The 25,230-nt window shown below is 43.9% G+C and carries 22 protein-coding genes, 1 tRNA gene and 1 pseudogene; 14 read left to right on the plus strand and 10 right to left on the minus strand.

What is annotated here, in order from left to right; all coding sequences use genetic code 11:
• The first annotated feature begins 218 nt into the window (after window positions 1–218).
• The 4 genes from F6J90_RS27885 to F6J90_RS27900 all read left to right on the plus strand — a co-directional run bounded on the left by F6J90_RS27885 (window position 219) and on the right by F6J90_RS27900 (window position 4,623).
• The gene (locus F6J90_RS27885) at window positions 219–1,451 is read left to right on the plus strand and encodes a transposase (protein WP_293101137.1); all 1,233 of its coding nucleotides are present in this window, start codon (window positions 219–221) and stop codon (window positions 1,449–1,451) included.
• Between the two features lie 244 nt (window positions 1,452–1,695).
• Complete coding sequence (locus F6J90_RS27890; protein WP_293101140.1) at window positions 1,696–1,830, plus strand: hypothetical protein; 135 nt, start codon at window positions 1,696–1,698, stop codon at window positions 1,828–1,830.
• Between the two features lie 43 nt (window positions 1,831–1,873).
• Window positions 1,874–2,248 carry a hypothetical protein gene (locus F6J90_RS27895; protein WP_293101143.1) on the plus strand — a complete coding sequence of 125 codons (375 nt, stop codon included), beginning with the start codon at window positions 1,874–1,876 and terminating at the stop codon, window positions 2,246–2,248.
• A 1,091-nt stretch (window positions 2,249–3,339) separates the two neighbouring features.
• The gene (locus F6J90_RS27900; protein WP_293101146.1) at window positions 3,340–4,623 is read left to right on the plus strand and encodes a TauD/TfdA family dioxygenase; all 1,284 of its coding nucleotides are present in this window, start codon (window positions 3,340–3,342) and stop codon (window positions 4,621–4,623) included.
• 457 nt (window positions 4,624–5,080) lie between these two features.
• Here F6J90_RS27900 and F6J90_RS27905 read toward each other — a convergent pair whose 3' ends face one another.
• Together F6J90_RS27905 and F6J90_RS27910 are read right to left on the minus strand one after the other, a co-directional pair.
• Entirely contained in the window at window positions 5,081–5,920 is an 840-nt protein-coding gene (locus F6J90_RS27905) for a YkvA family protein (protein ID WP_293101149.1), read from the minus strand.
• Window positions 5,921–6,207: 287 nt separating this feature from the next.
• Entirely contained in the window at window positions 6,208–6,264 is a 57-nt protein-coding gene (locus F6J90_RS27910) for a helix-turn-helix domain-containing protein (protein ID WP_293103230.1), read from the minus strand.
• A gap of 212 nt (window positions 6,265–6,476) precedes the next feature.
• On the opposite strand from F6J90_RS27910, the gene F6J90_RS27915 reads away from it, so the two are divergent.
• Window positions 6,477–8,195: an alpha/beta hydrolase gene (locus tag F6J90_RS27915; RefSeq protein WP_293101152.1), complete on the plus strand. Its 1,719-nt coding sequence runs from the start codon at window positions 6,477–6,479 to the stop codon at window positions 8,193–8,195.
• A 23-nt stretch (window positions 8,196–8,218) separates the two neighbouring features.
• Here F6J90_RS27915 and F6J90_RS27920 read toward each other — a convergent pair whose 3' ends face one another.
• Window positions 8,219–12,589 carry a caspase family protein gene (locus F6J90_RS27920; RefSeq protein ID WP_293101155.1) on the minus strand — a complete coding sequence of 1,457 codons (4,371 nt, stop codon included), beginning with the start codon at window positions 12,587–12,589 and terminating at the stop codon, window positions 8,219–8,221.
• Here F6J90_RS27920 and F6J90_RS27925 point away from each other — a divergent pair.
• The 3 genes from F6J90_RS27925 to F6J90_RS27935 all read left to right on the plus strand — a co-directional run bounded on the left by F6J90_RS27925 (window position 12,583) and on the right by F6J90_RS27935 (window position 15,650).
• Window positions 12,583–12,753 (plus strand): hypothetical protein, encoded by a 171-nt coding sequence (locus F6J90_RS27925; RefSeq protein WP_293101157.1) that lies wholly within the window; start codon window positions 12,583–12,585, stop codon window positions 12,751–12,753. The genes F6J90_RS27920 and F6J90_RS27925 overlap by 7 nt on opposite strands.
• A gap of 46 nt (window positions 12,754–12,799) precedes the next feature.
• Window positions 12,800–12,922, plus strand: coding sequence for a hypothetical protein (locus tag F6J90_RS27930; RefSeq protein WP_293101160.1), 123 nt, complete (start codon window positions 12,800–12,802; stop codon window positions 12,920–12,922).
• A gap of 181 nt (window positions 12,923–13,103) precedes the next feature.
• A complete protein-coding gene (locus F6J90_RS27935; protein WP_293101162.1) occupies window positions 13,104–15,650 on the plus strand; it encodes a glycogen/starch/alpha-glucan phosphorylase in 2,547 nt (848 codons plus the stop codon).
• On the opposite strand, the gene F6J90_RS27940 is transcribed toward F6J90_RS27935, so the two are convergent.
• On the minus strand, window positions 15,637–15,840 hold the full coding sequence (locus F6J90_RS27940) for a hypothetical protein (RefSeq protein WP_293101165.1): 204 nt from the start codon (window positions 15,838–15,840) through the stop codon (window positions 15,637–15,639). The two genes, F6J90_RS27935 and F6J90_RS27940, sit on opposite strands and share 14 nt — an antisense overlap.
• A gap of 521 nt (window positions 15,841–16,361) precedes the next feature.
• Here F6J90_RS27940 and F6J90_RS27945 point away from each other — a divergent pair.
• Together F6J90_RS27945 and F6J90_RS27950 are read left to right on the plus strand one after the other, a co-directional pair.
• On the plus strand, window positions 16,362–16,601 hold the full coding sequence (locus F6J90_RS27945) for a hypothetical protein (RefSeq protein ID WP_293101168.1): 240 nt from the start codon (window positions 16,362–16,364) through the stop codon (window positions 16,599–16,601).
• Window positions 16,540–17,442, plus strand: a complete 903-nt coding sequence (locus F6J90_RS27950; RefSeq protein ID WP_293101171.1) for a sulfotransferase — start codon at window positions 16,540–16,542, stop codon at window positions 17,440–17,442. The genes F6J90_RS27945 and F6J90_RS27950 overlap by 62 nt, the downstream gene beginning before the upstream one ends.
• Window positions 17,443–17,554: 112 nt before the next feature.
• Here the strand turns inward: F6J90_RS27950 and iscB are convergent, their stop codons facing one another.
• Entirely contained in the window at window positions 17,555–18,811 is a 1,257-nt protein-coding gene (gene iscB / locus F6J90_RS27955) for an RNA-guided endonuclease IscB (protein WP_293101174.1), read from the minus strand.
• Window positions 18,812–19,157: 346 nt separating this feature from the next.
• A tRNA-Val gene (locus tag F6J90_RS27960) sits at window positions 19,158–19,229 on the minus strand.
• A gap of 293 nt (window positions 19,230–19,522) precedes the next feature.
• Between F6J90_RS27960 and F6J90_RS27965 the strand changes: the two genes are divergently transcribed.
• Both F6J90_RS27965 and F6J90_RS27970 read left to right on the plus strand, forming a co-directional pair.
• Window positions 19,523–22,132 (plus strand): CHASE2 domain-containing protein, encoded by a 2,610-nt coding sequence (locus F6J90_RS27965; RefSeq protein WP_293101176.1) that lies wholly within the window; start codon window positions 19,523–19,525, stop codon window positions 22,130–22,132.
• A gap of 75 nt (window positions 22,133–22,207) precedes the next feature.
• Entirely contained in the window at window positions 22,208–22,984 is a 777-nt protein-coding gene (locus F6J90_RS27970) for a DUF928 domain-containing protein (protein WP_293101179.1), read from the plus strand.
• Here F6J90_RS27970 and F6J90_RS27975 read toward each other — a convergent pair.
• From F6J90_RS27975 to F6J90_RS27980, 3 genes and pseudogenes are all read right to left on the minus strand, one after another.
• The gene (locus tag F6J90_RS27975) at window positions 22,899–23,105 is read right to left on the minus strand and encodes a hypothetical protein (protein ID WP_293101181.1); all 207 of its coding nucleotides are present in this window, start codon (window positions 23,103–23,105) and stop codon (window positions 22,899–22,901) included. The genes F6J90_RS27970 and F6J90_RS27975 overlap by 86 nt on opposite strands.
• A gap of 97 nt (window positions 23,106–23,202) precedes the next feature.
• Window positions 23,203–23,283: pseudogene (locus tag F6J90_RS43775) on the minus strand (hypothetical protein); the annotation flags it as partial.
• 112 nt (window positions 23,284–23,395) lie between these two features.
• Window positions 23,396–23,815, minus strand: a complete 420-nt coding sequence (locus F6J90_RS27980) for a helix-turn-helix domain-containing protein (RefSeq protein ID WP_293019455.1) — start codon at window positions 23,813–23,815, stop codon at window positions 23,396–23,398.
• Between the two features lie 245 nt (window positions 23,816–24,060).
• Here F6J90_RS27980 and F6J90_RS27985 point away from each other — a divergent pair, with 245 nt between their 5' ends.
• Window positions 24,061–24,213 (plus strand): hypothetical protein, encoded by a 153-nt coding sequence (locus tag F6J90_RS27985; RefSeq protein ID WP_293101184.1) that lies wholly within the window; start codon window positions 24,061–24,063, stop codon window positions 24,211–24,213.
• 178 nt (window positions 24,214–24,391) lie between these two features.
• Here F6J90_RS27985 and F6J90_RS27990 read toward each other — a convergent pair whose 3' ends face one another.
• Window positions 24,392–24,679, minus strand: coding sequence for a hypothetical protein (locus F6J90_RS27990; protein WP_293101187.1), 288 nt, complete (start codon window positions 24,677–24,679; stop codon window positions 24,392–24,394).
• 412 nt (window positions 24,680–25,091) lie between these two features.
• Here F6J90_RS27990 and F6J90_RS27995 point away from each other — a divergent pair, with 412 nt between their 5' ends.
• Window positions 25,092–25,223 (plus strand): hypothetical protein, encoded by a 132-nt coding sequence (locus tag F6J90_RS27995; protein WP_293101190.1) that lies wholly within the window; start codon window positions 25,092–25,094, stop codon window positions 25,221–25,223.
• The last annotated feature ends 7 nt before the right edge of the window (window positions 25,224–25,230 follow it).

A 25,230-nucleotide genomic window follows, 5' to 3' on the forward strand; every position in this document is an offset into this window, starting at 1 on the left:
CGCCGTTTTTTTCTACTATTGGGTTTAGTTTTAGAAAAACAGGCGCGAAACTTTTGCCACTCGGGAGGTTCAGGAAACCAAAAAATTGAGCAATGTTACAGCCCTGCCAGGGTTAGCGGGAGATGAATTGCCACCAAACAAAAAAACAGACATTAACCTTGGTATAAAACAATCTAGCTGAGTGGTAAATCCAGATATAATCATGATACAATGGAGGTATGATTACACTAACCTACGAATACAAGTTAATCCCCTCCCAAGAACAAATCGCCATCATTCAAGATATGTTGACGGTCTGTAGAAAAGTATGGAATTATGCTTTGAGGGAAAGAAAAGACTGGTACAAAAGTAGGAAATGTTTAGTTAACTGTTGTTCATTACAACAAGAATATATAATTCCAGTAGATGCACCATATCCCAGCTATAAATTACAAGCCGGTAATCTAACTAAAGCTAAGAAGAACAATCCCCAGCTCAAGAAAACTAATGCTCAAGTTTTACAGCAAGTCTTGAAGACTTTAGAACGAGCATTTAACAATATGAAATTAAGAGGATACGGTTTCCCTCGATTTAAAAATAATCGAATGCGTTCTTTTGTCTTTCCTCAGTTCAAGGCTAATCCAGTTGTTAATGATTGGATTAAACTTCCGCAGATTGGATTGGTAAGGATGAGATTGTCGCGACCAATTCCAGAGGGGTTTAAAATCAAACAAGTCAGGATAGTTAGACGGGCTAGCGGCTATTTTGCAATGTTGTCTTTACAAAGTGAAGTCAGTATTCCTGATACGCCAGCATGGGGTCATCCCCTGGGAATTGATGTTGGCTTAGATAAGTTTTTAGCAACTTCTGATAATGAGTTAATAGAACGCCCTAGATTCTTGAGTGAACTACACAGTAAGCTGAAATTGCTACAACGTAGATTAAAATTCAAGAAAAAAGGGTCGGCAAATAAACATAAACTCAACCACAAAATCGCCAGACTTCATCAAAAAATCTCAGATACTCGAAAAGATTTTCACTTCAAGTTAGCACATCATCTGTGTGACCAAGCTGGCATGATATTTGTTGAGGACTTAGATTTTAGAACTTGGGCAAAAGGAATGTTAGGTAAACATACTCTTGATGCAAGTTTTGGTCAGTTCTTCAATATCCTGGCTTGGGTTTGTTGGAAACGAGGGGTATATTTGGACAAGGTTGACTACAGATTTGCCAGTCAAATTTGTCCGAATTGTGGCACACATACAGGCAAAAAAAACTTGTCTGAACGTATCCACAAATGCCCCGAATGCCAGTACGAGATTAACAGAAATGTTGCAGCTGCAAAAGTGATTTGTCAACGTGGTATCACTGCGGTCGGGCAGATCGTGGAAAAAATTGACTGTGTAGGCGGGCTGTCCGGGGTTGGTAACAACCTAGATAAGTGCTTGAGAAGCAGTAAACCCAGATCGTGAGGTTTGGGAATCCCAGCGACCTAGGAGCCCCTAGGCGAACGTTATAATCTCTGATTTAACGAGGGAGGATGTCAAATAATTTGGTGGGTTAAAGCGCGGATAAAAATCATTGGCCTGCCTCACCCACCCTAGGAAATTCTAATATTATAGTAACCATTCAGCTAATGCGCTACCCGCACGCTACACGAACAGCATTCAGAGATCAGCATTCAGCTAATGCGGAACTATTGAATAAAACAGGATTGTGATAATTTTTGATACCATATTCCCTGCTCCGAAGTCCCTGCTCCGAAGTCCCTGCTCCGAAGTCCCTACTCCCTATTCCCTATTCCCTATTCCCTGTTCCCTTTGCTATTGGATAAAGTGTCATTTTTTGTAATAATCTTCAAAGGCACTAAAAGCATGAAGATTAGGAGTTATTTGTGTATAATTTTTGGCCAGATCCACCGTATTTTTTGTTAATTTTTGGTTTGTTTGCTGGGATTACCTGTGGGCTAGCTTTTGAAGCTACACTCAAAGAAAAAGTACAGGAATGGTATAAGACCAAATCCAGTCAAACCCTGGCTGAAATTAAAGGAATCCAGTTACTGCTCCCATTTCTGGGAATTGCTGCTGGGATTTGCCTGTTTCTAGCGTCTGGGTTAGGAATTTTTGCCTTGCCCTATTGGCTGTGTTACTCAATCTCCATACCTATGACCTTATTTATTAGTGGGCTAGTTTGGTCACAACTCGGTAACGTGTTGCTTCAGTTAGAGCGAGGTGGTTCCAAAGCTCTAGATTTAGATTCCTGGGAATAGATAGAAACAGGCTAATCAGCTATCAGTTATCAGTTATAGCGCTACGCGCAATGGCTTTAGGAATCCCCCCTAACCCCCCTTCCGCGCGGCAGGGCTGTTTCATTCTCGCCAAAAATAGATGGGGAATCCCCCCTATCCCCCCTTAGTAAGGGGGGTGGGGAGATGGGGAGATGGGGAGAATAATGGCGCGAATAGTCGGGATTTTGGCCAAATTTATCTAACCATCCTCTTTGGCCGAATCACGAATTGTTAGTCATTTGAGTTGTTTGAGTTGATTGAAGCCGGCTAATTTGTCAGATTTTAATGACTAAATTGGCGGATTTTTCGGGAAATTTTAGTTTATTTACCTATCCCCCTATCCCCCTATCCCCCTATCTCCCCAAATCGTTAACTTATTAAACTTTGAAACAGCCCTGCCTTTATTAAGGGGGGCGGGCAAGCAGGGTAAGCTCATCTAAATTCGTATCATAAACTACAGATAAAAGTTTTTTGATAGTATCACAAACCTAAAATAGCCTGCGTCAATGTCAATAATAACTATTTATTCTCAATAATCTCGAGAGGAGTGAGAATGTGATTTGAGAAATCTGAAAAATCCTAATCGTCATCGCAATGGTTTCTTCTTTCTTGTTCAAAATACCTTGAAAGTTCCGCTTAAGTAGAACATATGTACTGATTTATACCTCAATTTTTTTCAATCTTCAGAAAAATTGGTTTAACTAGATTTTTTTCAGTTATATTTTATACCAAATTAGATGAGCTTACCCTGGATAATGGCTGACGATCGCGCTTAACTAAGTGCCATTCCCTTATATCGAACTCAGGTACGGAAGAGGCCTATTTCTTTGACCATCAATGGTAATCTAATAAATGATATCCCCTTGCTTAATCTTGGGGCACTCAAACTGAATATTTAAAACCCAGTCCCATTGTCACTTTGGTTGAGTCATGGGAGCTGGGTGCATCAAAACACATAATGCATCTCCAATTTGGCAAATCCATCTCTCAAACTAACGAGAATAATAGGGTTTCAAAGCATAATTGAAAGTGTTATGTGCAAAAAGGGGATGTTTCCCGGTTAAAGAGACACAATGTTACTCGTTGTTGAAAAAAAAACTAACATGAACAAAGTCCTAAAGAAAGAATTCCAAGTTAAATCTGTATCATTATCTGGTAAAAATGTAGAAATAGTTTGGCAGGATAATTGCCAGAGTTCATTTGACGTGAATTGGTTACAAATGTCCACACGAAGCAGTAAAAAATTTTCTGCTGACTCATATGAATATACTGACTGCCCAATATATAATACATTTCAAGAAGTTGCTGTGGATAAAGTTCAACTAAGCAACAATAAAATTTTGATTGATTTAGGAAGTGGTATAGAGGAAATCGATGCTTCTTGGTTACGTGCTCAAGATGCTACTATATCGTATTCTTTACCGGCTTTCGAGGAGAAAGTTCAATGGTCTAACTCATTTAGTATCCTAGAACATTCATACGATGAGGCAATTGAATCCAATCAGTGGATTAGTGACTTAGATAAGTTTGGTATAGTAAAAATTAAAGGTGTAAGTCCAGATGATCTAGAGGAAAAACTTGACAAAATTACTAAGAAAGTCGGTGTGTTACGGAGAAGATTCCACCCTACAGATATTAACGTAATAGAACCAAAACCTAATAACATAAGCCTAGATAAAGCATATACTGGTGGAACTCTTGAGTATCATACCGATGCTCCTTATTATGATTTACCGCCCAAAATAGCATTTCTTGCCTGTAAAAAACTTGAAGGAGAGCCTCCCATAAATTACTTCTGCGATGGGTTTAAAGCTGCATCTGAATTGAAAGAAACACACAAAGAGGCTTATAATATTCTTTCAACATACTTGGTAAACTTAGCAAGACGACGCTTGCGCTCTCATCAAGAAGATAGTAGCATTGAGCATTCTCTTTACTCTTGGGATACCCATACATTAACCAACATAATTGTTACAAATGGCTTTGGCGAACCAGAGATTATAAGAATTCACTCAAGAAGCTTTTCAGGATTTACTTCAGATTATTCTGGAATACAAATCAAGAAATTTATTGAAGCTTACGGTAGTTTTATAGATTTAATTAAACAAGACAGATTTAATGTTCAAATGAAACTTGAACCAGGAAACATAGTTATCATTGATAACCACCGTCTAGTTCATGCACGCTCTAAAATTCAAGGTAATACAGCTAGGATGATATATTCCTGTTATATAGATGAATACATCTGGAACAGTAGATTAAGATTCCTCTTAGGGGAAAGAGCGGAAATGGATGATGTTTGGCTTAGAGGATGCACAATTGACCAGCTAAAAATATTAGCAAATCGCTGGGAATAATCTATACCGGGGTATTGCTTGGGTTTCGCCGAGTCCCGGCGTACCTTGAAAAAATTGTCACCAATTGAATTATGAGGAACTAACTCCGACTTCACAGCCGCGAGCTATCTCTATTATTATACGGCGAATTAATTCGCCGCGTCGGATTTCATCCCCGATTTAACAAGATAGGGAGAATTTCGCCCCCTCAAACTCCCCCTATCTTGTTAAAAAATCCATAGAATAATGTTTAACATTACTAATACAAGCAATAGTAAGCCATTTATGATTAAATCATGACGACTTTCGTTGAGCTTTTTCCCTAAAACTAGGCTGCCGCGCTCAAGAAAGTATTTTTTCATAAACCCTGGAACTTTTTCATAGTATGGCTTGTACTTGAGCAGAGTAATAATTAGCTGTATTAAACCATAGGTAGTCAGAATAAATAGGGTAATTCGGTACCAGGAATAGAGGTTAATCATGATGTCTGACTTAGGATATATTTTACCAAAATAGCGATAATGGCTGCTGCAATGCTGCCGATTAAACTGATTCTGACAATCCGATTGTACTTGCGGACTTGTATCTCGGCCATCTTTTCTGCCTGTCTTCCCATATAATTTTCTAGTTCCTGAGCTAGGGTGGAAACTACGGCAATGATTAGGGCTGCATCATCGGCTAATCCAGCTACGGGAATTACGTCTGGCACAGCATCAAAGGGGGATATTAAATAGATTAAGGCTGCGATCGCTAAAGCTTTTCCCTTCCAAGCCGCATTAGGGTCCCGGACCATTTTAGCTAAAGCTTGAATTTTCGGCCAAATTTCTTTAATTGGTCCCCGGTTCATCCGTTCTAAGTTCTGGTCAATTTTTTCGATGTCTTCTGGCTTGGTCTTTTGGAGCAATTTGTGAAATATTTCTTTTATCCTCCCCCGGTTCATCTGATCCAGGCTCTGGTCAATTTTCTGGATGTCATTGGGGGAGATATTTTTTTGTAATTTTTCCAGTAGTGTTCTAATCTTACCAGGATTGCTTGCTGCTGAGTTTTCCGACCGTTTGGGGGTATCTTGTTTAGTGGTAGATTTTTGAAATTTGCTGAGTATTCCTGTAATTTTGCCTCTAATTTTGTCAGTGTTGCTTGGTTCTGGATTCCTTAGCCTTACTAGGGTATCCTTAAGAGTTCCTGGTTTGGGTAATTTGCTCAGTAGTGACTGAATTCGCCCAGGGGGTTTTTGTTCTAAGGTCTGGTCGAGGGATTGGGTATCCTCTGGTTTTTCCTGTTTTTGAAATCGCCGAAATAGTCTTTCTTGTAAACCCATTACTATTAACCTTGTTATATCCGAGGATTTATCTGTTTTAGTTGTTAACGTCAGCCGTCAGCCGTCAGCCGTCAGCCGTCAGCCGTCAGCCGTCAGCCGTCAGCCGTCAGCCGTCAGCATTCAGCTGACGTAACAAAGATTAAACGAAGCTTACTTGTTTTATTTAAAAGCTCAAAGCTCAAAGCTGTTCGCGTAGCGTGCGCGTAGCGCATGAGCTGAGAGCTGAGAGCTGAGAGCTGATAGCTTACTTGTTAACTATTATAATGACCTTTATGGTATGCTTATTGCTAAATGGCTAGTCCCCAGTTGTAGACCCATCTAGGATAACCAGCATGTTGTGCCATCAGGGTTTTGTGTTGGTTGTTCAGTTTCAGTGTGGTCTTGAGAGCGTAAGCATTCAGCCGTCAGCCGTCAGCCGTCAGCCGTCAGCCGTCAGCTGACCTAACAGAGATTAAACCAATGCTTACTTGTTTTATTCAAAAGCTGATAGCACCTCAAGTAGCGTGCGCGTAGCGCTAATCGCTGTTCGCTGAATGCTTACTTGAGAGCTTTGTAGATGTTTAATGATATTGTCACAGCTTTTCCCTTAACTATTACCAACTCCCCTGGTCTTTCCCGAGCAGCTAAAGTGAGCACCCAATCCATTCATTCTAACCCACTGCGCCAGTGGTTAACTCGCTTTTCCCTATCCCTAGGCTTGAGTCTAGTATCGACCTTCAGTGCAATTCCTGCCCTAGGAGCAGAGCGAATTACTTTCTTCATTTCTCCCTTTGGACAATTTAATATTGGGATTGAAGACTTGGAAATCTTTGCTAAAGATGGCACAATGACGCGGCAATTTGCCTATTATGCCAACTTTGCTACACCAACACAATTAGCAGCACTGCGGATTCTACTAAATAGTCGATTTAATATTTCTCCGAGATATGTTTATTTGTTCACTCGCTTACCGGTGGGCAAAACCTTACTGCGCCGATTGGGAAATGTAATAAAAGCAGATTTTAATCGCAATGGTTTCTATCCCTTGCGGGGTGCTTTAATTTCGGCAGCTTCTGATCCAGAAGGCTTGAGCGTTATTAATGTATTGCGTAAATTTTCCCTAGAAACTATTTACCTGGATGTGGAACTAATTTCTGATGTTACTGATGAGCTATCACGGCTATTTGTGGGAAATAATGTTGTATTTAGTGCCGTTAAAAATCAGGCAAAAATACAGGGAGAAGGCTCAACATCGTTTGATTTATCAGCACAGCCAGATCTCAGGAATTCTGGAGGAATAGGTTGGCGTAAAGAAACCTTTGAGGTTTATAACTCTGAGCGTCAAGCTTCGTTTCCCGTTGATATTTATCTACCTAGGTCTTCAGACCAAGGAGCAATAGCAGGCTCGATTCCAACTCTGGTTATTTCCCATGGTTTGGCTTCTGACCGCAATACCTTTGCCTATCTAGCGAAACATTTAGCATCTTACGGCTTTGCGGTTGCGGTACCGGAGCATATTGGTACTAGTTCCGAACGCATTAATCGAATCTTTGCTGGCTTCGCAACTCCCCTCAATCCTACTGCGATCATCCATCGTCCTTTGGATGTAAAGTATTTGTTAGATGAACTTTCCGCTAAAGCTAATTCTGACCCGAGTAAGTTTGGCAGGCTCAATCTAGAAGAGGTGGGAGTAATTGGTCAATCCTTCGGAGGCTATACTGTTCTTGCTCTAGGAGGGGCTAAACTCAATTTTGAACAGCTTACTAGTGACTGTGATACTGCTCGACAGAACAATTCATCCTTGGATGTATCCTTGCTACTCCAGTGTCGAGGTACTCAACTACCCCCAGAAGACTATAATTTGGGAGACGAACGGGTAAAAGCCGTGATTGCTGTTAATCCGCTCAGCAACCCGATCTTTGGTGAAGCCGGGATGTCACAAATTCAGGTTCCGGTCATGATGGTCTCTAGTATCAGAGACCTCTTTGCGCCACCTGTAGAACAACAAATTACCCCCTTCAGCTGGCTAACTACCCCAGAAAACTATCTAGTGGTGACAGAAGCAGGTACTCACTTTTCCTACCTGGGTGGGGCAGGAGAGGGTGTCTTACCGGTTCCACCTGAATTGATTGGGCCAGATCCTGCTATCGCTCGTCCTTACCTGATGGCACTTAGTACCGCTTTTTTCAAAACCTATATTGCTAAACAACCCCAATATGCTTCCTATCTCAGTGAGTCCTATGTCAAAGAGATTAGTCAAGACCCATTGAATCTGTTTCTGCTCAAGTCTTTCTAATTCTCCCCGATCTACCGACTCCCCTACATACGACAAATTTTCCTTAATTCTGTTTCCTCTTGATGAGAAACTAGGTAATCCTCGAGCCAATCACAACTCTTTGCGACTAAATCATCTAAATCGAGATTCCACAGTTTCACGGTGTTGTCATCACTAGCAGAAGCGATAGTCTGGCCATCTGGGCTAAAGGTGACGCTATTGACATCATCGCTATGTCCAGTGAGGGTGTGCAGGGGTTTGCCTTGGGGATTCCACAGTTTCACCGTGTTGTCATCACTAGCAGAAGCGATAGTCTGGCCATCATAGCTAAAGGCCACGCTAGTGAGACCATTCCTATGTCCAGTGAGGGTGTGCAGGGGTTTGCCTTGGAGATTCCACAGTTTCACCGTGTTGTCATAACTAGCAGTAGCGATAGTCTGACCATCATAGCTAAAGGCCACGCTAGTGACAGTTGCGCTATGGCCTTTGAGGGTGTGCAGGGGTTTGCCTTGGAGATTCCACAGTTTCACCGTGTTGTCCAAACTACCAGAAGCGATAGTCTGGCCATCATAGCTAAAGGCCACGCTAGTGAGACCATTCCTATGTCCAGTGAGGGTGTGCAGGGGTTTGCCTTGGAGATTCCACAGTTTCACCGTGTTGTCCAAACTACCAGAAGCAATAGTCTGGCCATCTCGGCTAAAGGCCACGCTAGTGACAGTTGCGCTATGGCCTTTGAGGGTGTGCAGGGGTTTGCCTTGGTGATTCCACAGTTTCACGGTGTTGTCATGACTACCAGAAGCGATAGTCATGCCATCTCGGCTAAAGGCCACGCTAGTGACAGGTGCGCTATGGCCTTTGAGGGTGTGCAGGGGTTTGCCTTGGGGATTCCACAGTTTCACCGTGTTGTCATAACTACCAGAAGCGATAGTCATGCCATCTGGCCTAAAGGTAACGCTAATGACAGGTGCGCTATGGCCTTTGAGGGTGTGCAGGGGTTTGCCTTGGAGATTCCACAGTTTCACCGTGTTGTCGAAACTACCAGAAGCGATAGTCATGCCATCTGGCCTAAAGGTAACGCTAATGACATCTTCGCTATGTCCAGTGAGGGTGTGAAGGTGTTTGCCTTGGAGATTCCACAGTTTCACGGTGTTGTCAGAACTACCAGAAGCGATAGTCATGCCATCATAGCTAAAGGCCACGCTATTGACATCTTCGCTATGTCCAGTGAGGGTGTGCAGGTGTTTGCCTTGGAGATTCCACAGTTTCACCGTGTTGTCATCACTAGCAGAAGCGATAGTCTGGCCGTCTGGGCTAAAGGTGACGCTAGTGACAGGTTCGCTATGTCCAGTGAGGGTGTGCAGGTGTTTGCCTTGTAGATTCCACAGTTTCACGGTGTACTCATCACTAGCAGTACCGATATCACTAGCAGTAGCGATAGTCTGGCCATCTGGGCTAAAGGCGACGATAATGACAAAATCGAAAGGATCGCGATATCCAGTGAGGGTGTGCAGTAGTTGGCCTTGGTGATTCCACAGTTTCACGGTGCCCTCAAAAGTAGCAGTAGCGATGGTCATGCCATCATAGCTAAAGGCCACGCTTTTGACAGGGTAGCTATGTCCGGTGAGGGTGTGCAGTAGTTTGCCTTGGAGATTCCACAGTTTCACCGTCCTGTCCCCACTAGCAGAAGCAATAGTTTGGCCATCTGGGCTAAAGGCCACGCTAATGACAGGTTGGCTATGTCCGGTGAGGGTGTGCAGTGGTTTGCCTTGGTGATTCCACAGTTTGACCGTGTTGTCTGCACTAGCAGAAGCGATAGTCATGCCATCTGGGCTAAAGGCCACGCTAGTGACAGGATCGCTATGTTCGTCTAGGCTATTAAATTCTTTCACTCCATAGAGAGATTGTCGTAAACTAGCGATCACTTGTATTCTAGTATCACCTTTTACCCAATGCGCCTTGTTGAGTTTTCTTACTGCCCTTAAACTCTCTTTTAAAGCATCAAAGGGTTGCTTTGAGCTAAACAAGAGTTCTGAAAGTTGACTCAGGGCTTTAATTTCACTTTCTTCTGCCTTTCTGGCCTGTTTAGTTGAAACAACTGTCCCCAACACCAACACTCCAATAAACGCTCCCGCCACTAACCTGCGGTTACGGGTGATTTGCTTGTGCTTCTGATGGCTTACCTGAATATACTTCTCGGCTAGCCCATTCAACATCCCCAACTTGCCATAATTTTTTAAATACTCCTGGGCTTCTACTAACCTCCCCCCTTGCAAGAGTACACCGGCATCATCACGTCTTTTTCCCTTTTCCATCCATTCTTCTGCCGCCGCTTCCAGCTTCCGTTCGATCACCATAGCTTCTGTGTAAATCTGCTTCCACTCCAGCAACTTTCCCCAGTGGCGAATCAAGGCTTCATGAACTACATCCAAAACCACATCCTGGGAATTTTCTTGATGACTTCTAGTAATCAAGCGGTTCTCTGAACTGGCTAACTTCTGGCTAACAGCATCGAGCAGTTCTAAACTGTGGTGAGAATTGACTAATTCACCCAGGCGTACTCGTCTACGGGTATCGAGAGTATCTCCCACTTGAGTTAATTCCAACAACAAACGCCTAGCCACACTTTGTTCTTCCGCTGAGAGACTATCAAATACCTGATTGGCTCTCTTTTCTAGAGTTCCCTGAATTCCCCCTAACTGTTGATAAGTTTCTAACCGTAAAAACCTTTCCTGCTGCTGTCTTGACTGTTTCCATAATTCCGTCAGAGTATATTGGAGCAAGGGCAGGCTGCCTGGATAATCTTCGACATCGTTAATCAGTTGCTGTTTTAATCTCCCTTCAATCCCTAATCCTACTAATTCCGCCGGTAGTGCGATCGCTTCTTCAATTTCCTGACGGTTCAAGTGGTCAACATTAATTAATGGTCTATTAATCTTTTCAACAAATTGAGGATACTTTCGCGACCGCCCCCGAAAGTCAGAGCGCATGGCGATTAACACAATTAGATTGTCTTTCTGCTCTAATAATTCAATTAAACTGTTAAAGAATTCCAGCCTTTGGTCAGGTTGACTCATAGTGAAGCACTCTTCAAACTGGTCAATAATCATGACCACCGGAGTAAGACTAGAATTCTCTGGCTGGGCGTTGCTGAGGGGAAAGCCCCCTAAATCCCCCAACTTTGGGGGACTTTGAAAGTTTTGTTCCCCACAATTCTCTGGCTGGGCGTTGCTGAGGGGAAAGCCCCCTAAATCCCCCAACTTTGGGGGACTTTGAAAGTTTTGTTCCCCCCAAAATTGGGGGGCTAGGGGGGCAGAATCATAACCAGAATCAGCCACACCCTCTCCATTTTTATCTAAAAGCTTTCCCTTTTCCAGCACCTCCTGTAACCTTTGCTTTGGTGTTTTTTGAGGAGTAAAAGGTTCCAGATAATGCCAGCGATCGCTTCCGGGAATAGCCTGCCCTAACTTCAGCTGATACAATAAACCCGCCCTGATTAAGGAAGATTTACCACTACCGGAAGCCCCTAACACTACCAGCAGACGGTCTTTATTTCTAACTCGCTCAATTAACTGCTGGGTCAACTTAGAGCGACCGTGAAACACCAGAGCATCCTCTGGTTTATCGGTAAAATAAGACAGAGACCGGTAGGGGCACTTATCCTGAAAGCTGGGTTTGGGAAACTGGGTAGTCAGTAGAATGGCTTGTTCAGAGTTAGCGATTAAAGGACGTTGTCCAGTCCTTGACATCCGCTGCTCAATAAACAAGGCCAAATTATGACTATTAACAATACCATCCGGGTGATTTTCCGGATTCAACCCTGCCAGTAACTCCTTGGTAAATACTCCTTGTTCATGGCTAATTTCTACTCCCGGTTCAAAGGAACGAGTAGCAGTAATCAAGCAGTAAGCTTTATCAGTTGGGATAAATGGGAGCAAGCTTAGTAACTCGCCACTGTAGCAACAATCTAACCAAATCACTACCTGTTTCACTGGGCTAGTTGCGATTTGCTCACCTAATTCCCGCAGAGGATAGCCATAAATTCCCACATCAGGAAAGGCATCACTAGTCACTAAGAAAACTTCCTCAATACCATCCACCTCTTGTCTACAGCCATGGCCTGAAAAGAAGAATAGGGCGGTTTCTGGAGGTTGGTTGGGAGGTGGAGGATTAAACAGATTAGCGACTGCTGACCTTAATTCCTCTAATTTTACTATTCCTGTGCTCGATGGTCCCCCTCCTCCTTTTTGGGTCAACCCAAGGGGTAAGTCCTGAATCCGAAACGGTTCATAGCCATACTGCTCTAATCGTTGAGCGACATTTTTCCCATCTAATGCCGCAACGGTCAGGTCGTTAAAGTTGGTGTATTCTGGATAACGGTTAATGCCAACGATTAGGGCTTCCCATTCCGGTGTCATTGGAGCGAGGTTGTGACATTTTTATTAGGGTAACATACTGTAAGCATTCAGCCGTCAGCTGTCAGCCGTCAGCCGTCAGCCGTCAGCTAAAAGCTCACGCTACGCGAACAGCTTTGTGGCACAGGCTTAATGTTTGTGGCACAGGCTTCAACGCTGTGACATAACTCAGCATTATTCGAATGCTGACCTGTTGTCTTGATGCAATAGCGAGTGGGGGAAACCACGGCAGTCGCTCATGGGGGGAACCCCCAAGACCGCGCTACCTCCCCAAGACCGCGCTGCATCGCTTATTCAAAAGCACCTCCCGTAGCGTGCGCATTAGCTGATAGCTGATAGCTGATAGCTGATAGCTGATAGCTGATAGCTGATAGCTGAATGCTTACTGGCAGTTGTCAATGGGGTCAGATACTTAAGCCCTTGGGGTTAATGGGAGCAGCCACTGACCATGCTTACTCTCTGGCGAAAGAGAATTCATAATGGAGTGACAAGTTTTTGGTCAGGATGAGCCAGTACTATGAAGGAACCTACCAACCTCACACAACAAATCAAGGTTAAGGTAGAAGATGACCGTACAGGTATGTCGGTGGAAACCCTTAAGCGAGCCTTTGCTGATAATCTTTATTATATCCAGGGCAAAAATCAGTTTTTGGCTACACCCTACGATTACTATATGGCTCTGGCTTATACGGTAAGAGACCGGCTACTTCAGCGGTGGATTAAAACCTTAGAAACCTATACTAGAAAAAATGCTAAGACAGTATATTACCTGTCAGCAGAGTTTTTGATGGGTCGCCAGCTCACTAACAACTTGCTGAACTTGGGGATATATGATCGGCTCAGCCAAGCTCTCCACGAATCTGGGCTGGAGCTAGATGACCTGAAAATCCTGGAAGCTGAGCCTGGTCTAGGAAATGGCGGTTTAGGACGCTTGGCTGCTTGTTTCCTGGACTCCCTGGCAACTTTAGAAATTCCTGCTGTTGGGTATGGCATCCGTTATGAATTCGGTATCTTTGACCAGCGGATCATTGACGGTGGTCAAGTTGAACGTCCTGACAAGTGGCTACGGTTCGGCAACCCTTGGGAAATCCGACGCCCAGAATTAACCGTTGAGGTGAATTTCGGGGGTAAGACAGAATCCTACAAGGATGAGGAAGGGCGGTATCGGGTACGTTGGATTCCCGAGTGGAAGGTTTTGGGTACTCCCTACGATATACCAGTGCCTGGTTACAAGAAAAATACGGTCAATACCCTGCGTCTGTGGCGTGCTGGTGCTAGTGAAGAATTTGATTTTCAGGTATTCGACAGCGGCGACTATACCGGTTCTGTTACTGAAAAGATCTATTCTGAGAATATCTCGAAAGTTCTGTATCCCAATGATAATACTTCCCAAGGGAAGCAACTACGGCTGGAGCAGCAGTATTTCTTTGTTAGCTGTTCTCTTCAGGACATTATTAATAATTATCGACGAACTAATAGTAATTTTGACCTGTTCCATGAGAAAATTGCGATTCAGCTCAATGACACTCACCCATCGATTGGGGTGGCGGAGCTGATGCGGTTGTTCTTGGATAAGTACAAATTGAGCTGGAATCGAGCTTGGTATATCACTAGGAACACTTTTGGTTATACTAATCATACTTTGCTAGCAGAGGCTTTGGAACGCTGGCCAATTAGCCTATTTGAGAGACTCTTACCGAGGAACTTAGAGATTATCTATGAAATCAACCGTCGCTTCTTGGATAATGTGCGTCTCAAGTATCCAGGTGATAATGACCGGCTCAGACGAATGTCCTTGATTGAGGAGGGACCCGAAAAGTCTGTGCGGATGGCACATTTAGCCTGCGTAGGTAGCCATGCTATTAATGGGGTGGCGGCACTGCATACAGAATTGCTGAAGAAGGATGTGCTCCGAGATTTCTACGAATTGTGGCCAAATAAGTTTATTAATATGACCAATGGGGTCACACCCCGTCGGTGGCTATTGCTGAGTAATCCTCAACTGTCGGAACTGATTACTGAGAAAATTGGGGAGGCTTGGGTTACTGATCTAGACCAGCTCAAACAGTTAGAGCAGTTTGTTACTGATGCTGAGTTTTGCGATCGCTGGCGCAAGATTAAGCAGCTGCACAAGCAAAACCTCGCGGATTATATTCTGCTGCACAACAGTATTAAGGTTGATCCCAATTCCCTGTTTGATGTCCAAGTAAAGCGGATTCACGAGTACAAGCGTCAGTTGCTGAATGTACTCCATATCATTACTCTCTACAACCAGATCAAGGAGAATCCCTCTATCGATATCTTGCCCCGAACCTTTATTTTCGCTGGCAAAGCAGCACCGGGTTACTACTTGGCTAAACTGGTGATTAAGTTGATCAACTCAGTAGCAGAGATTATCAATGATGACCCTGATGTAAGCGATCGCATAAAGGTAGTTTTCTTAGAAGGCTTTTCGGTTTCCCTCGGAGAGCAGGTTTACCCAGCAGCAGACCTTTCAGAGCAAATCTCCACTGCTGGCAAGGAAGCCTCTGGAACTGGCAATATGAAATTTGCCATGAATGGAGCGTTAACGATTGGTACCTTGGATGGTGCTAATATTGAAATCCGAGAAGAGGTAGGAGCAGACAACTTTTTCCTGTTTGGTCTAACTACTGAGGAAGTATACGCTCTCAAAGCTGGGGGATATAACCCACAAGAATACTATAACAACAATAAAGACCTCAAGCAGGTAATCGATCAGATTGGCTCTAGGTACTTCTATCCCCGTAATCCCGACCTGTTTAAGCCACTTGTGGATTCCCTACTGTATGACGATCAGTACCTGCTTTTGGCAGACTACCAGTCCTATGTGAATACCCAGAAGCAAGTAAGCCTTGCCTATCGGGATCAGCATCACTGGACTCGCATGTCGATTATCAATGCGGCGAATATGGGCAAATTCTCTTCAGACCGCACGATTCGGGAGTATGGTCAGAACATCTGGAATGTTGAGCCGATTTCCGTTGACCTAGACGAGTACGACCAGAACTCTGCTGGGTTGAAGCGAGTAACTAATTTACATTAACGGAGTAGGGAGTAGGGAGTAGGGAGTCGGGAGTCGGGAGTCGGGAGTCGGGAGTCGGGAGTCGGGAGTCGGGAGTAGGGGTAAGAAAATTTAATGTACCTCGTACCCTATAAAAATGTTTCCCATCTCCCCATCTCCCCATCTCCCCAAAGTTAGGAACTGCTATAGTTACTGTTGAGGCTTGTGACACTACTCCCTACTCCCTACTCCCTGCCCTCAGTGCTATAGCGCTACGCGCAAGTCCGCAAGTCAGAAGTTAGAAGTCAGAAGTAAGCTATGACTAAGTTTCAGAATTTAGGAGCGATGTAGCGCGGTCTTGGGGGTTTCCCCCATGAGCGACTGCATCAAGACAATGTCCTAATATTAATGGTTAGTGCTATATAGTTATTTATTGATAGTATAGCAGTCGCCAGGGCAGGCGCGGACATGACAAAAGTCTCAAACCTAAGTAAGCGCAAGAGTTTGACTTCTGACTTCTGACTTCTGCTATAGTTTCTTGGTGACGTTTGGTGATATCCACTTTAAACGTGGGTATTATCTGAGTAGGCACTTATAGCGGTTTGCCAGATCAGCTAATTATAGCAGTCGCCAGGGCAGGCGCGGACATGACAAAAGTCTCAAACCTAAGTAAGCGCAAGAGTTTGACTTGTGACTTCTGACTTCTGACTTCTGACTTCTGCTATACAAAGCCTCACTAGTCAGGGGCGAAATTTGAAGAAGGTGGGTTACCGCTACCTCCCCATCTCCCCACACCTCCCCATCTCCCCACACTCCCCCCTCTTCCCCGATTCCCGATTCCCGATTCCCGATTCCCGATTCCCGATTCCCGATTCCCGATTCCCGATTCCCGATTCCCTATTCCCTATTCCCTATTCCCCCCAGAAATCAAATGAAATTACCGACTTTTTTAATTATAGGTGTGCAGAAGGCAGGAACAACTTCTATTTATAACTACTTAACGCAACACCCTCAAGTTTATATGAGTCCGGTTAAGGAAACCAATTTTTTGGAGAAAGATTGGGAAAAATTACCTTCAGACTTAATAACTCCTAACAAAAATCGAATTGATACCTTTGAAAAATATTGTAAACTTTTCCAAGGCGTGAAGGATGAAATAGCGATTGGTGAAGCATCGCCTAATTATTTGTTTCATTATAAATCATCTTCTGAGCTAATATTGCGTTATTTGCCCGACGTTAAACTAATTGCTATTCTCCGAAATCCCATAGACCGAGCTTATTCGGATTATTTAATGCATGTTCGGGAAGCGACGGATGTAGCGGGTAAGGTTCAACCTTTATCGGAACAGCTTAAGTTTCGATCTAAGGGGTCATTTACCTTAAAAAAAGGACTCTACACTGCTCAATTGACGCATTTTTTGGAAAAGTTTAATCGAGATAAAATCAAAGTTTATCTCTACGATGATTTATGTAAAAATCCTGTGGCTTTGCTCCAGGATATGTATCGATTCATTGGAGTAGATGAAACGTTTATCCCGGATGTATCCAAAAAAGCTCAAGTGGCTCAAGTTCCTAAATTAAAATTGGTTAATGATCTGTTGCGGAAACAAAATACCTTCAGAACTATGGTGGCTTCTGGACTAAAGTACATCGTTCCGCTGGAGGTGAGGCAAACTGTTCGTTCGGCGCTAATCAAAATGAACTCAACTGATAATAAAAAAGCTGCTCTTTCTAAAGAGGAACGGCAAAAGTTGCTGGAATTTTATCGTGATGATATCCTCAAACTCCAAGATTTGATTCAACGAGACCTTTCGTTTTGGTTAACTGTTTGAGTGTAAGTAGTCAGTAGTCAGCTATCAGCTATCAGCTATCAGCTATCAGCTATCAGCTATCAGCTATCAGGAATGTCTAGGACGATTATTCCGAGGGTTAACCCGGCAGATACTAGCAAAAACTGTAAGTATATCCATCCTTCCTGTGTATGACTGATATGTCTTGAGGCTTGCAACTCTTGTAGCCTTTTGTTCCTAGTGGAGTAAATCCGAAACTTCCTTTGCTTCTGGGAGTTACTTTGCCTATTCCTATTTTCTGGTGTTTGGCTATGTCGCCAGTAGCCCAACCTTTAATCGGCTTCAATGGGTTATGCCTAGTTGGATAGCCGTATTTGTTAAGTGCTGCTTTCTGTCTTCCTCCTTGTCCAAAGCAGACAACTAACAGTGGTTGAGAGGTTCTTACCACTAAAGTTTCAATATTACCGACACAGGCCGCATCAACCCAGTGCTTTTTAGATAAACCCAATCTTGTTCGGTTGTACTTGGTCATAGCACCAGTTCCAGTGACCACAGGCAAAATTTTCTTGAGCACCTTTACTACCTTGTTCCGAGTCATATTTACTGCGGCAGCATCCCTTAATGGCGAAAGCGCCTTGTTTTTTATTTTCTGTAGTAGACTGGGTTTCTTCTTGAGGAATTCCTCTATAGGTCTGTTCCCTTTCCGTTGATTACATTTCTCGCAAGCCAGACAAAGATTGCTGACTCGGTCGCTCCCACTTTTTGATTTTGGGTGAATGTGCTCAATCTGTAAAGGGATATTTTGCTTGCCACAATAGGCGCATTCTCTGCCCCACTTTTCAAGTAAATACTCTCTTACTTCGTAGCCAGCTAGTTCCCCTTGCTGGTATTCAATACCACTAATTTCAGGATTCTGCATTTTTTGGGTGTCAAACTTAACTCTTTCGACCCAAATCTCGCTAACCGGGCAAAACTTAATCAGCCGTTTAACCCAGGTTTTAATAGTTAGAACCCTGTGCTCTAAACTGGGGGAAAGCCAACCCTCTGGACGTTTACGGTTAAGGAATCTAGGTTTTCTGTAACGAGTATGACGATTACGTCTCCCACGTCTAACAGCGCTTCTCGCCTCTAGTTTTTTCTTGATCAGTCCTCCCCTGTGTTCCAATTCCATCCCCCAAATAACTTGGTCGTTTTGGACTAAAGCAAATCCGGTGAACTTGCTGCCAGGGTCAATCTTGATTTGACAAGGTGAGATAGTTGGATCGTTGATCGCTGTTTTCAAGATGATTGTAAATGGGTACATCCTAAAAACCGCAGCTTTACCTTTGTCTAATAACCGGCGGGCTTTCTTTGGGGAAATCGGGTTTAATGGTTGCTTGTTTGTGTCAATGACGAATACGTAATTTTGCATCGTTAAATGCCTCAATATCGGTAATGTGTTCCTCGGTAATGTTGAAAAGGCTTATTAGGCTAACCACACATTTGCCTTCACCTTAATGGTTAGCGACAGAGCCAGGGACTGGAGTTCATCCCTGGGTGTCATGACCAAATCAACGTAGGAAATTAATCCTGAACCTGCATCCTAGTCGGCAGCTTCCGGTGTTTGCCAGAAATTACCAAGGCTTAAACTAGGAGCTATCATTTGAATAAAACAGGTCAGAAGTTATGTCACAGCGGTCAAGCCTGTGCCACAAAACTGACGGCTGTTCGCGTAGCGTGAGCCTTTAGCTCACGGCTGACGGCTGAATGCTTACGAATGGGCGATACTGGGTTCGAACCAGTGGCCTCTTCCGTGTGAAGGAAGCGCGCTACCCCTGTGCTAATCGCCCATAATTTTCTTTCTATTATACCATAAATTACGGTCATGTGACAACTAAAGTTTGGCTCAAAAGTAGATTTTTATGATATCGCTTGATGCTGAATCAGTGAGCTGTGGATAAAGCTAAATATAAAATCTCCAAACTATACTATAGCATTTTTATACCACTAATTTAGGAGTTGACAAATACAATCAAGTAATGTTAATATCGCAAGAGTTTTAATGGTTAGACCCCCATAAACAGTAAACTCCAAGCAACCATGGAAATTTCAGAGCTGACTTAGCCCTGAAGCACTATTATCGATGAGTCAGTTAGTAGTCTTAAAACTGGGAAATGGAAATTGTCAGGAAGGTTTTCCTACTGTTATCGCTCAACTTTGGGAAAGGGATCATCGTACTCTGATGCAGTTTACTGGAGGTTTGCCTGCTGCACCGGAACTGCCTAAACTCTACAAACGCTGGCAATTAATGTATGCAGCACTCTACGGAGGCTTCAGGTGCGATCTCCGTCTGGAAATTCATGACGTTAGTATCACTAATGTTTCAGAAGCTGAGTTTAGGAATCTGTCTCAACAGTTAGAAGAGCAAATTAATACTTGGCTCAATGCTGAAGAATTTCACAACATTGAACGGCGAGTGCGAACTAAACTAATGCCGTCTGAGGAAATTAGCGTGATTATCGAGGCGGAAGATGACCAAGTGCGACGATTTCCTTGGCATTTGTGGCGTTTATTTGAAGATTACCCCCTGACGGAAGTGGCGTTGAGTAGCCAAGAGTATGAGCCAGTCACGACGCCAGATCGAGAGTCAACGGGTCAAGTTAGGGTATTAGGAATTTTAGGAAATAGTGAAGGGATTGAGGTTGAAAAAGACCGCGCTTTACTTGAGCAATTACCGGAGGCGGAAACGGTTTTTGTGGTGCAGCCACAACGCCAAGAGCTTAACCACCAGCTTTGGGATAAACAGGGATGGGATATCCTGTTTTTTGCGGGACATAGCGGGAGTGGGGCGGATGCTAAAACCGGTTACATAAGTATTAATCAAACTGATAGCTTAACGATTTCCCAGTTAAAGCATGCTCTGGGAGCAGCTATTACCCGTGGTTTGAGACTGGCAATTTTCAACTCTTGCGATGGCTTGGGATTGGCACGGGAATTGGCTGATTTACATATTCCTCAATTGATTGTGATGCGGGAGCCGGTACCCGATCAAGTGGCACAGGAGTTTTTGAAGTCCTTTTTAACGGCATTTGCTGGTGGAAAATCCTTATATCTGGCAGTGCGGGAAGCTAGGGAACGGTTGCAAGGGTGGGAAGATAACTATCCTGGTGCTAGCTGGTTACCAGTGATTTGCCAAAATCCGGCTGTTGTTCCGCCGACTTGGCAACAGTTGCGCGATCGCAATCAATTCCCTTCTGTTTCAGGTAGCTCCAGTCAGGCTCATGGGTCACAAACCTCTTCAGAGGGTCAACACATGATGCGATTGGCTGTAGCAGGGGGTCAAGCTTCATTGCCCAGTACCTCCCCTACTCCTTCAGACCAAAAGACTAAGACCTTTTTGCGATCGCATACCAGCTCCTACAGACCTTGGCATTTTTTTCTGATTCGGTCACTATGGTGCGATCGCGTTTTGTTACTCAAGGCTAGTGTATTCGCCATGGCTTTGGTGATGGGATTGCGGTGGTTGGGACTATTGGAAGGGCTTGAACTAAAAGCTTTTGACCAACTGATGCGACAACGACCCTATGAAATGGGGGACGAGCGTCTGTTGATTGTTAAGGCTACCCCAGAGGATATTAAAAATCAGGAACAGCAACCCAAGCATGGGGCATCGTTATCAGACCATACTCTTACTCGGCTATTTGAGAAACTCCAGGAGTATGAACCAGTCACGATTGGCTTAGATATCTATCGTGATTTTCCGGTGGATCCAGCTTACCCTAAACTAGCAACTTACCTGGGACAAAAGAATTTATTTGGTATCTGTAAAGTGAAGGATGCTAAGGCTGGGGACACCGAAGGGATTTCTCCACCCCTGGAAATTCGGCCCGATCGGATTGGTTTTAGTGATGCTTTACCTGACCAGGGGGGAATCCTCCGTCGCCATCTGTTATCTCTGAACTCACCAGACCTGACCGATAAGTGTACTGCTAAGAATAACCTTAGCCTGCTACTAGCCCTATACTATCTACATGCTAAGGGTATCCAATGGGGCTACACATCAAATCAGCAATTGTGGATTGATACGCCACATTTGGATAACGGTAAAACTGTTGTGCTGAAGGAATTAAATTCCTATACCGGTGGCTACCACAGAGTGGATGCAGCAGGTAGACAAATCTTGCTAAATTACCGTTCCCGTCGCTCTCCTGAAGATATTGCACTAAAAGTCAATGTTGGCGATATTCTCAATGATAAGATTCCGCCCCAGCGCAGGTCCCAACTGAAGGGTCGGATTATTCTTGTTGGTATAGCCGGTCCAATTAATACCAGTAGTGATTACTGGCTGACCCCTTACAGTGCCAGTCAGTCCCTGAGCAAGAAGCGAACACCAGGAGTGATGATTCAAGGACATATGGTAAGTCAAATCCTGAGTGCGGTTCTGGATAATCGACCTTTGTTGTGGGTTTGGTCAGAATCGGGAGAAGTGCTGTGGATTTGGGGTTGGTCTGTGGTAGGAAGTGTAATTGGTTTGGTAATTGGATTCCGCTCAGGCCAGGCTAGGGACATGGATTTCCTAAGTGGCTTGGTAATCTCGACGGGAGTGGCACTTGGTGCTTTGTATGGCATTTGTTATCTGTTTATTTTGCAAGGGGGTTGGATACCGCTGGTGCCATCAGCAATGGTATTGGTGCTTACTTCAGTGGGTATGGTTTTGGTAGTACGTTATACACCATGTTCCAATCAGATGTGAAACTAGGATTGATGCAAAAAGGGAACTTCTGAGACCCAGCCAGCATCTTCCTTGCCAAAAGCATCGGAGTTGAGAATGGTTAAAATTAAACTGCTTTATGGGATTGCGTTTGCTCTGACGACTCTCACCAGCTACCCAGCACAAGCGCAATTGATGGAATCCACTGGCAATAGGGCTGAATCTATAGCAGTAGAGTTTAAACAGCCAGATTATTCAGGTGATGCCCCGAGCGGACGTAGGCGAGGTACAGGTAATCGTGGATATTGTCCTATGGCTGTTTCTGAAATGGGAGGAAACTTAAGGGTGACACCTGTGATCGCTAAAGATAGTAGGGGATTGACAGTTAATGAGTCTCCGACTATCTGGGTTCATGTTTCCTATCAATCTGAAAGTGTTGAGAGGGGGCTTTCTGGGGAATTTTCCTTGCGGGATTCAAAAACTAACACCAAGCTTGCTCCAAAATATTTACCTGTTACTTTGCCAAGTCGGTCTGGTGTGTTTAGCATACCTCTTCCGTACTCCTTAGAGGTTGGTAAGTGGTATCGCTGGAATTTGATCGTTGATTGTAATTCCCCAGACTCGTTTTACGATGACTCGGTTTTGTTTATTAGAGGACTCTTGAAACGGGTTGAATTGCCAGAGTTTAAGTATCAGTTAGATACAAAAAATTCACAGCAGAAGCTAATGACAGTTTATGCTGAAAATGGCATTTGGTATGATGCCTTGAATCAAGCAGCTAAACTTCGTTGTAGTAATCCACAAAATGCTACGTTTGCTGAGGCTTGGTCCCGATTGTTGAAAGCGGTTGAATTGGAAAAAATTGCCCAGGAAAGTTTGATATGTCGGGAGTAGGGAGTAGGGAGTAGGGAGCAGGGAGTAGGGAGTAGGGAGTAGGGAGTAGGGAGTAGGGAGTAGGGAGTAGGGAGTAGGGAGCAGGGGGATAGGGTTTGATGGTTTGTAAGCTATCAGTCATCAGCTATCAGTCATCAGCTATCAGTCATCAGCTATCAGTCATCAGCTATCAGTCATCAGCTATCAGTTGTAAGCTATCAGTCATCAGCTATCAGTCATCAGCGAAAGGCTAACGGCTGACCGCTGACCGCTGACCGCTGACCGCTGACCGCTGACCGCTGACCGCTGACCGCTGACCGCTGACCGCTGACCGCTGACCGCTGACCGCTGACCGCTGACCGCTGACCGCTGACCGCTGACCGCTAAATGGTTACTTTTTTATAACGGAGTCTAAGTCAAATGCACAACAGCTTAGGCGATCACCTTAAAGTCAGAAATCGTCTCAATCCATACCCGTGCTCCACAGTGTAGGGGTTCATCTGGGCGATACATCACCCGACAGGGGCCATTGACTTCGACAGTATGACCGTAAGTGTTTTTAGAGCCTCGTTTTACGGTAATCACGGGATTGCGTTCGCCGGTGTTGTGATTTTGGCGAATAACTTTTTGATTAACGTGGATGACAGCCTTAGTGTAATTTGTACGCTTTGACCAATTCCGCTTTGGTCCGCGAGTACCAGGGGTGACCACTGGCATGCCATCAAATAAGGGAATTACCCAAGTTCTACCGACCTTATAAGCACCTTTGACTCTGCCCTTGCTCAACAGGAAACGGACGCGAGTGGCAGAGATACCTAGTAATTCAGCGGCTTGTGCGGTAGAAATCATCATGGCGGTAAAACCATTGTGTTTACGATACTAATATATTAACACGATTTTTTAAAAGATGCAAGGGGTGGTAAATGTGGTAAGTGTGGGGAGTGGGGTTAAAAAAACTATTGCATTAGCGTCAGGGGTGATGTGGGTGGTAAGGGTGGAAGGTTAAAAAAACTATTGCATTAACACCAGGGGTGATGTGGGTGGTAAGGGTGGAAGGTTAAAAAAACTATTGCATTGTCGCAAGTTAGTCTTGAGTCTTGATTAGTGCTGTTGAGTTTTCTAGTAATAAGGTACATCTAACTTTTCTTCCCTACTCCCTACTCCCTACTCCCTACTCCCTGTTCCCTGTTCCCTGTTCCCTCATCACAATAAAAAAATTCGGTCAAGTTCTGGTTAATTCCAATCCTTGACCGAATTATTTTTTGTCATAGTCAAGAGCCCTAGGGTTCTTGACTATGTGTTCACCAATTTATTAGGAAATTATCCCAATCAACAACATACAAACTTATGTTTCAGACTTCAGACTTCGTACTTTCTCCTAAGTTTTGACCTGTGGCCAGGGATTGGCATCCCTGGCAAGTTGCTATCTTAATCTACCAACAGATGTCGAATCAATATACTGATGACCTCACCAGAATTTCCGATAGGTTGAGGAGTGCTCCACTCATGAACTTGGGCGTAGCCACGGCTATAAAGATTATAGATTGTGACCCGGACGGTTTTGGGAGAACCGATCAATATATGTTTGATTTGCTCCCGTCCTGGCTGCGCTTGGCCAAATAATTGAGGGAGATTAGGATTGTTGGGATTATACTCGAAATTTGGGAGAAAGTTTTCGATGTCCATAATGGTTTTTTGTTGTTGTCTTGGTGACATTTTTATGGTAATAAATAATTATTTAGTTTGTCAAGTATTTTTTATTTTTTTTATTTTTGGGGTATATATAAAAACTATTAATTTAGTTTTTTTGGGTTATTTTTGTATTAGCGTTCGCTTTTAGCGGAAGCTGAGGCCGTAGGCCACGCTTTGCGTTCGCGTAGCGTCGGCTTTGCCGAAACGCTTCATCGCGTAGCGGATCGTACCGAGCATCCCGTAGCGTAGCCTAAGGTAAATCCCATAGCGCCTATTTCAGAGTATCGCATTTTTTGATAAATTCTAAATTCTAAATTCTAAATTCTAAATTCTAAATTCTAAATTCTAAATTCTAAATTCTAAATTCTAAATTCTAAATTCTAAATTCTAAATTCTAAATTCTAAATTCTAAATTCTATCGTTTATCATAATAGTAGTGAGCTGCACAGGATTTTTTCCCGATTCCCGATTCCCGATTCCCGATTCCCGATTCCCTACTCCCTACTCCCTACTCCCTACTCCCTACTCCCTACTCCCTACTCCCTGCTCCCTAAATTGCTATAATTAATAGCATC

The sequence above is a fragment of the Moorena sp. SIOASIH genome (genome assembly GCF_010671925.1).
Taxonomy (GTDB): Bacteria; Cyanobacteriota; Cyanobacteriia; order Cyanobacteriales; family Coleofasciculaceae; genus Moorena.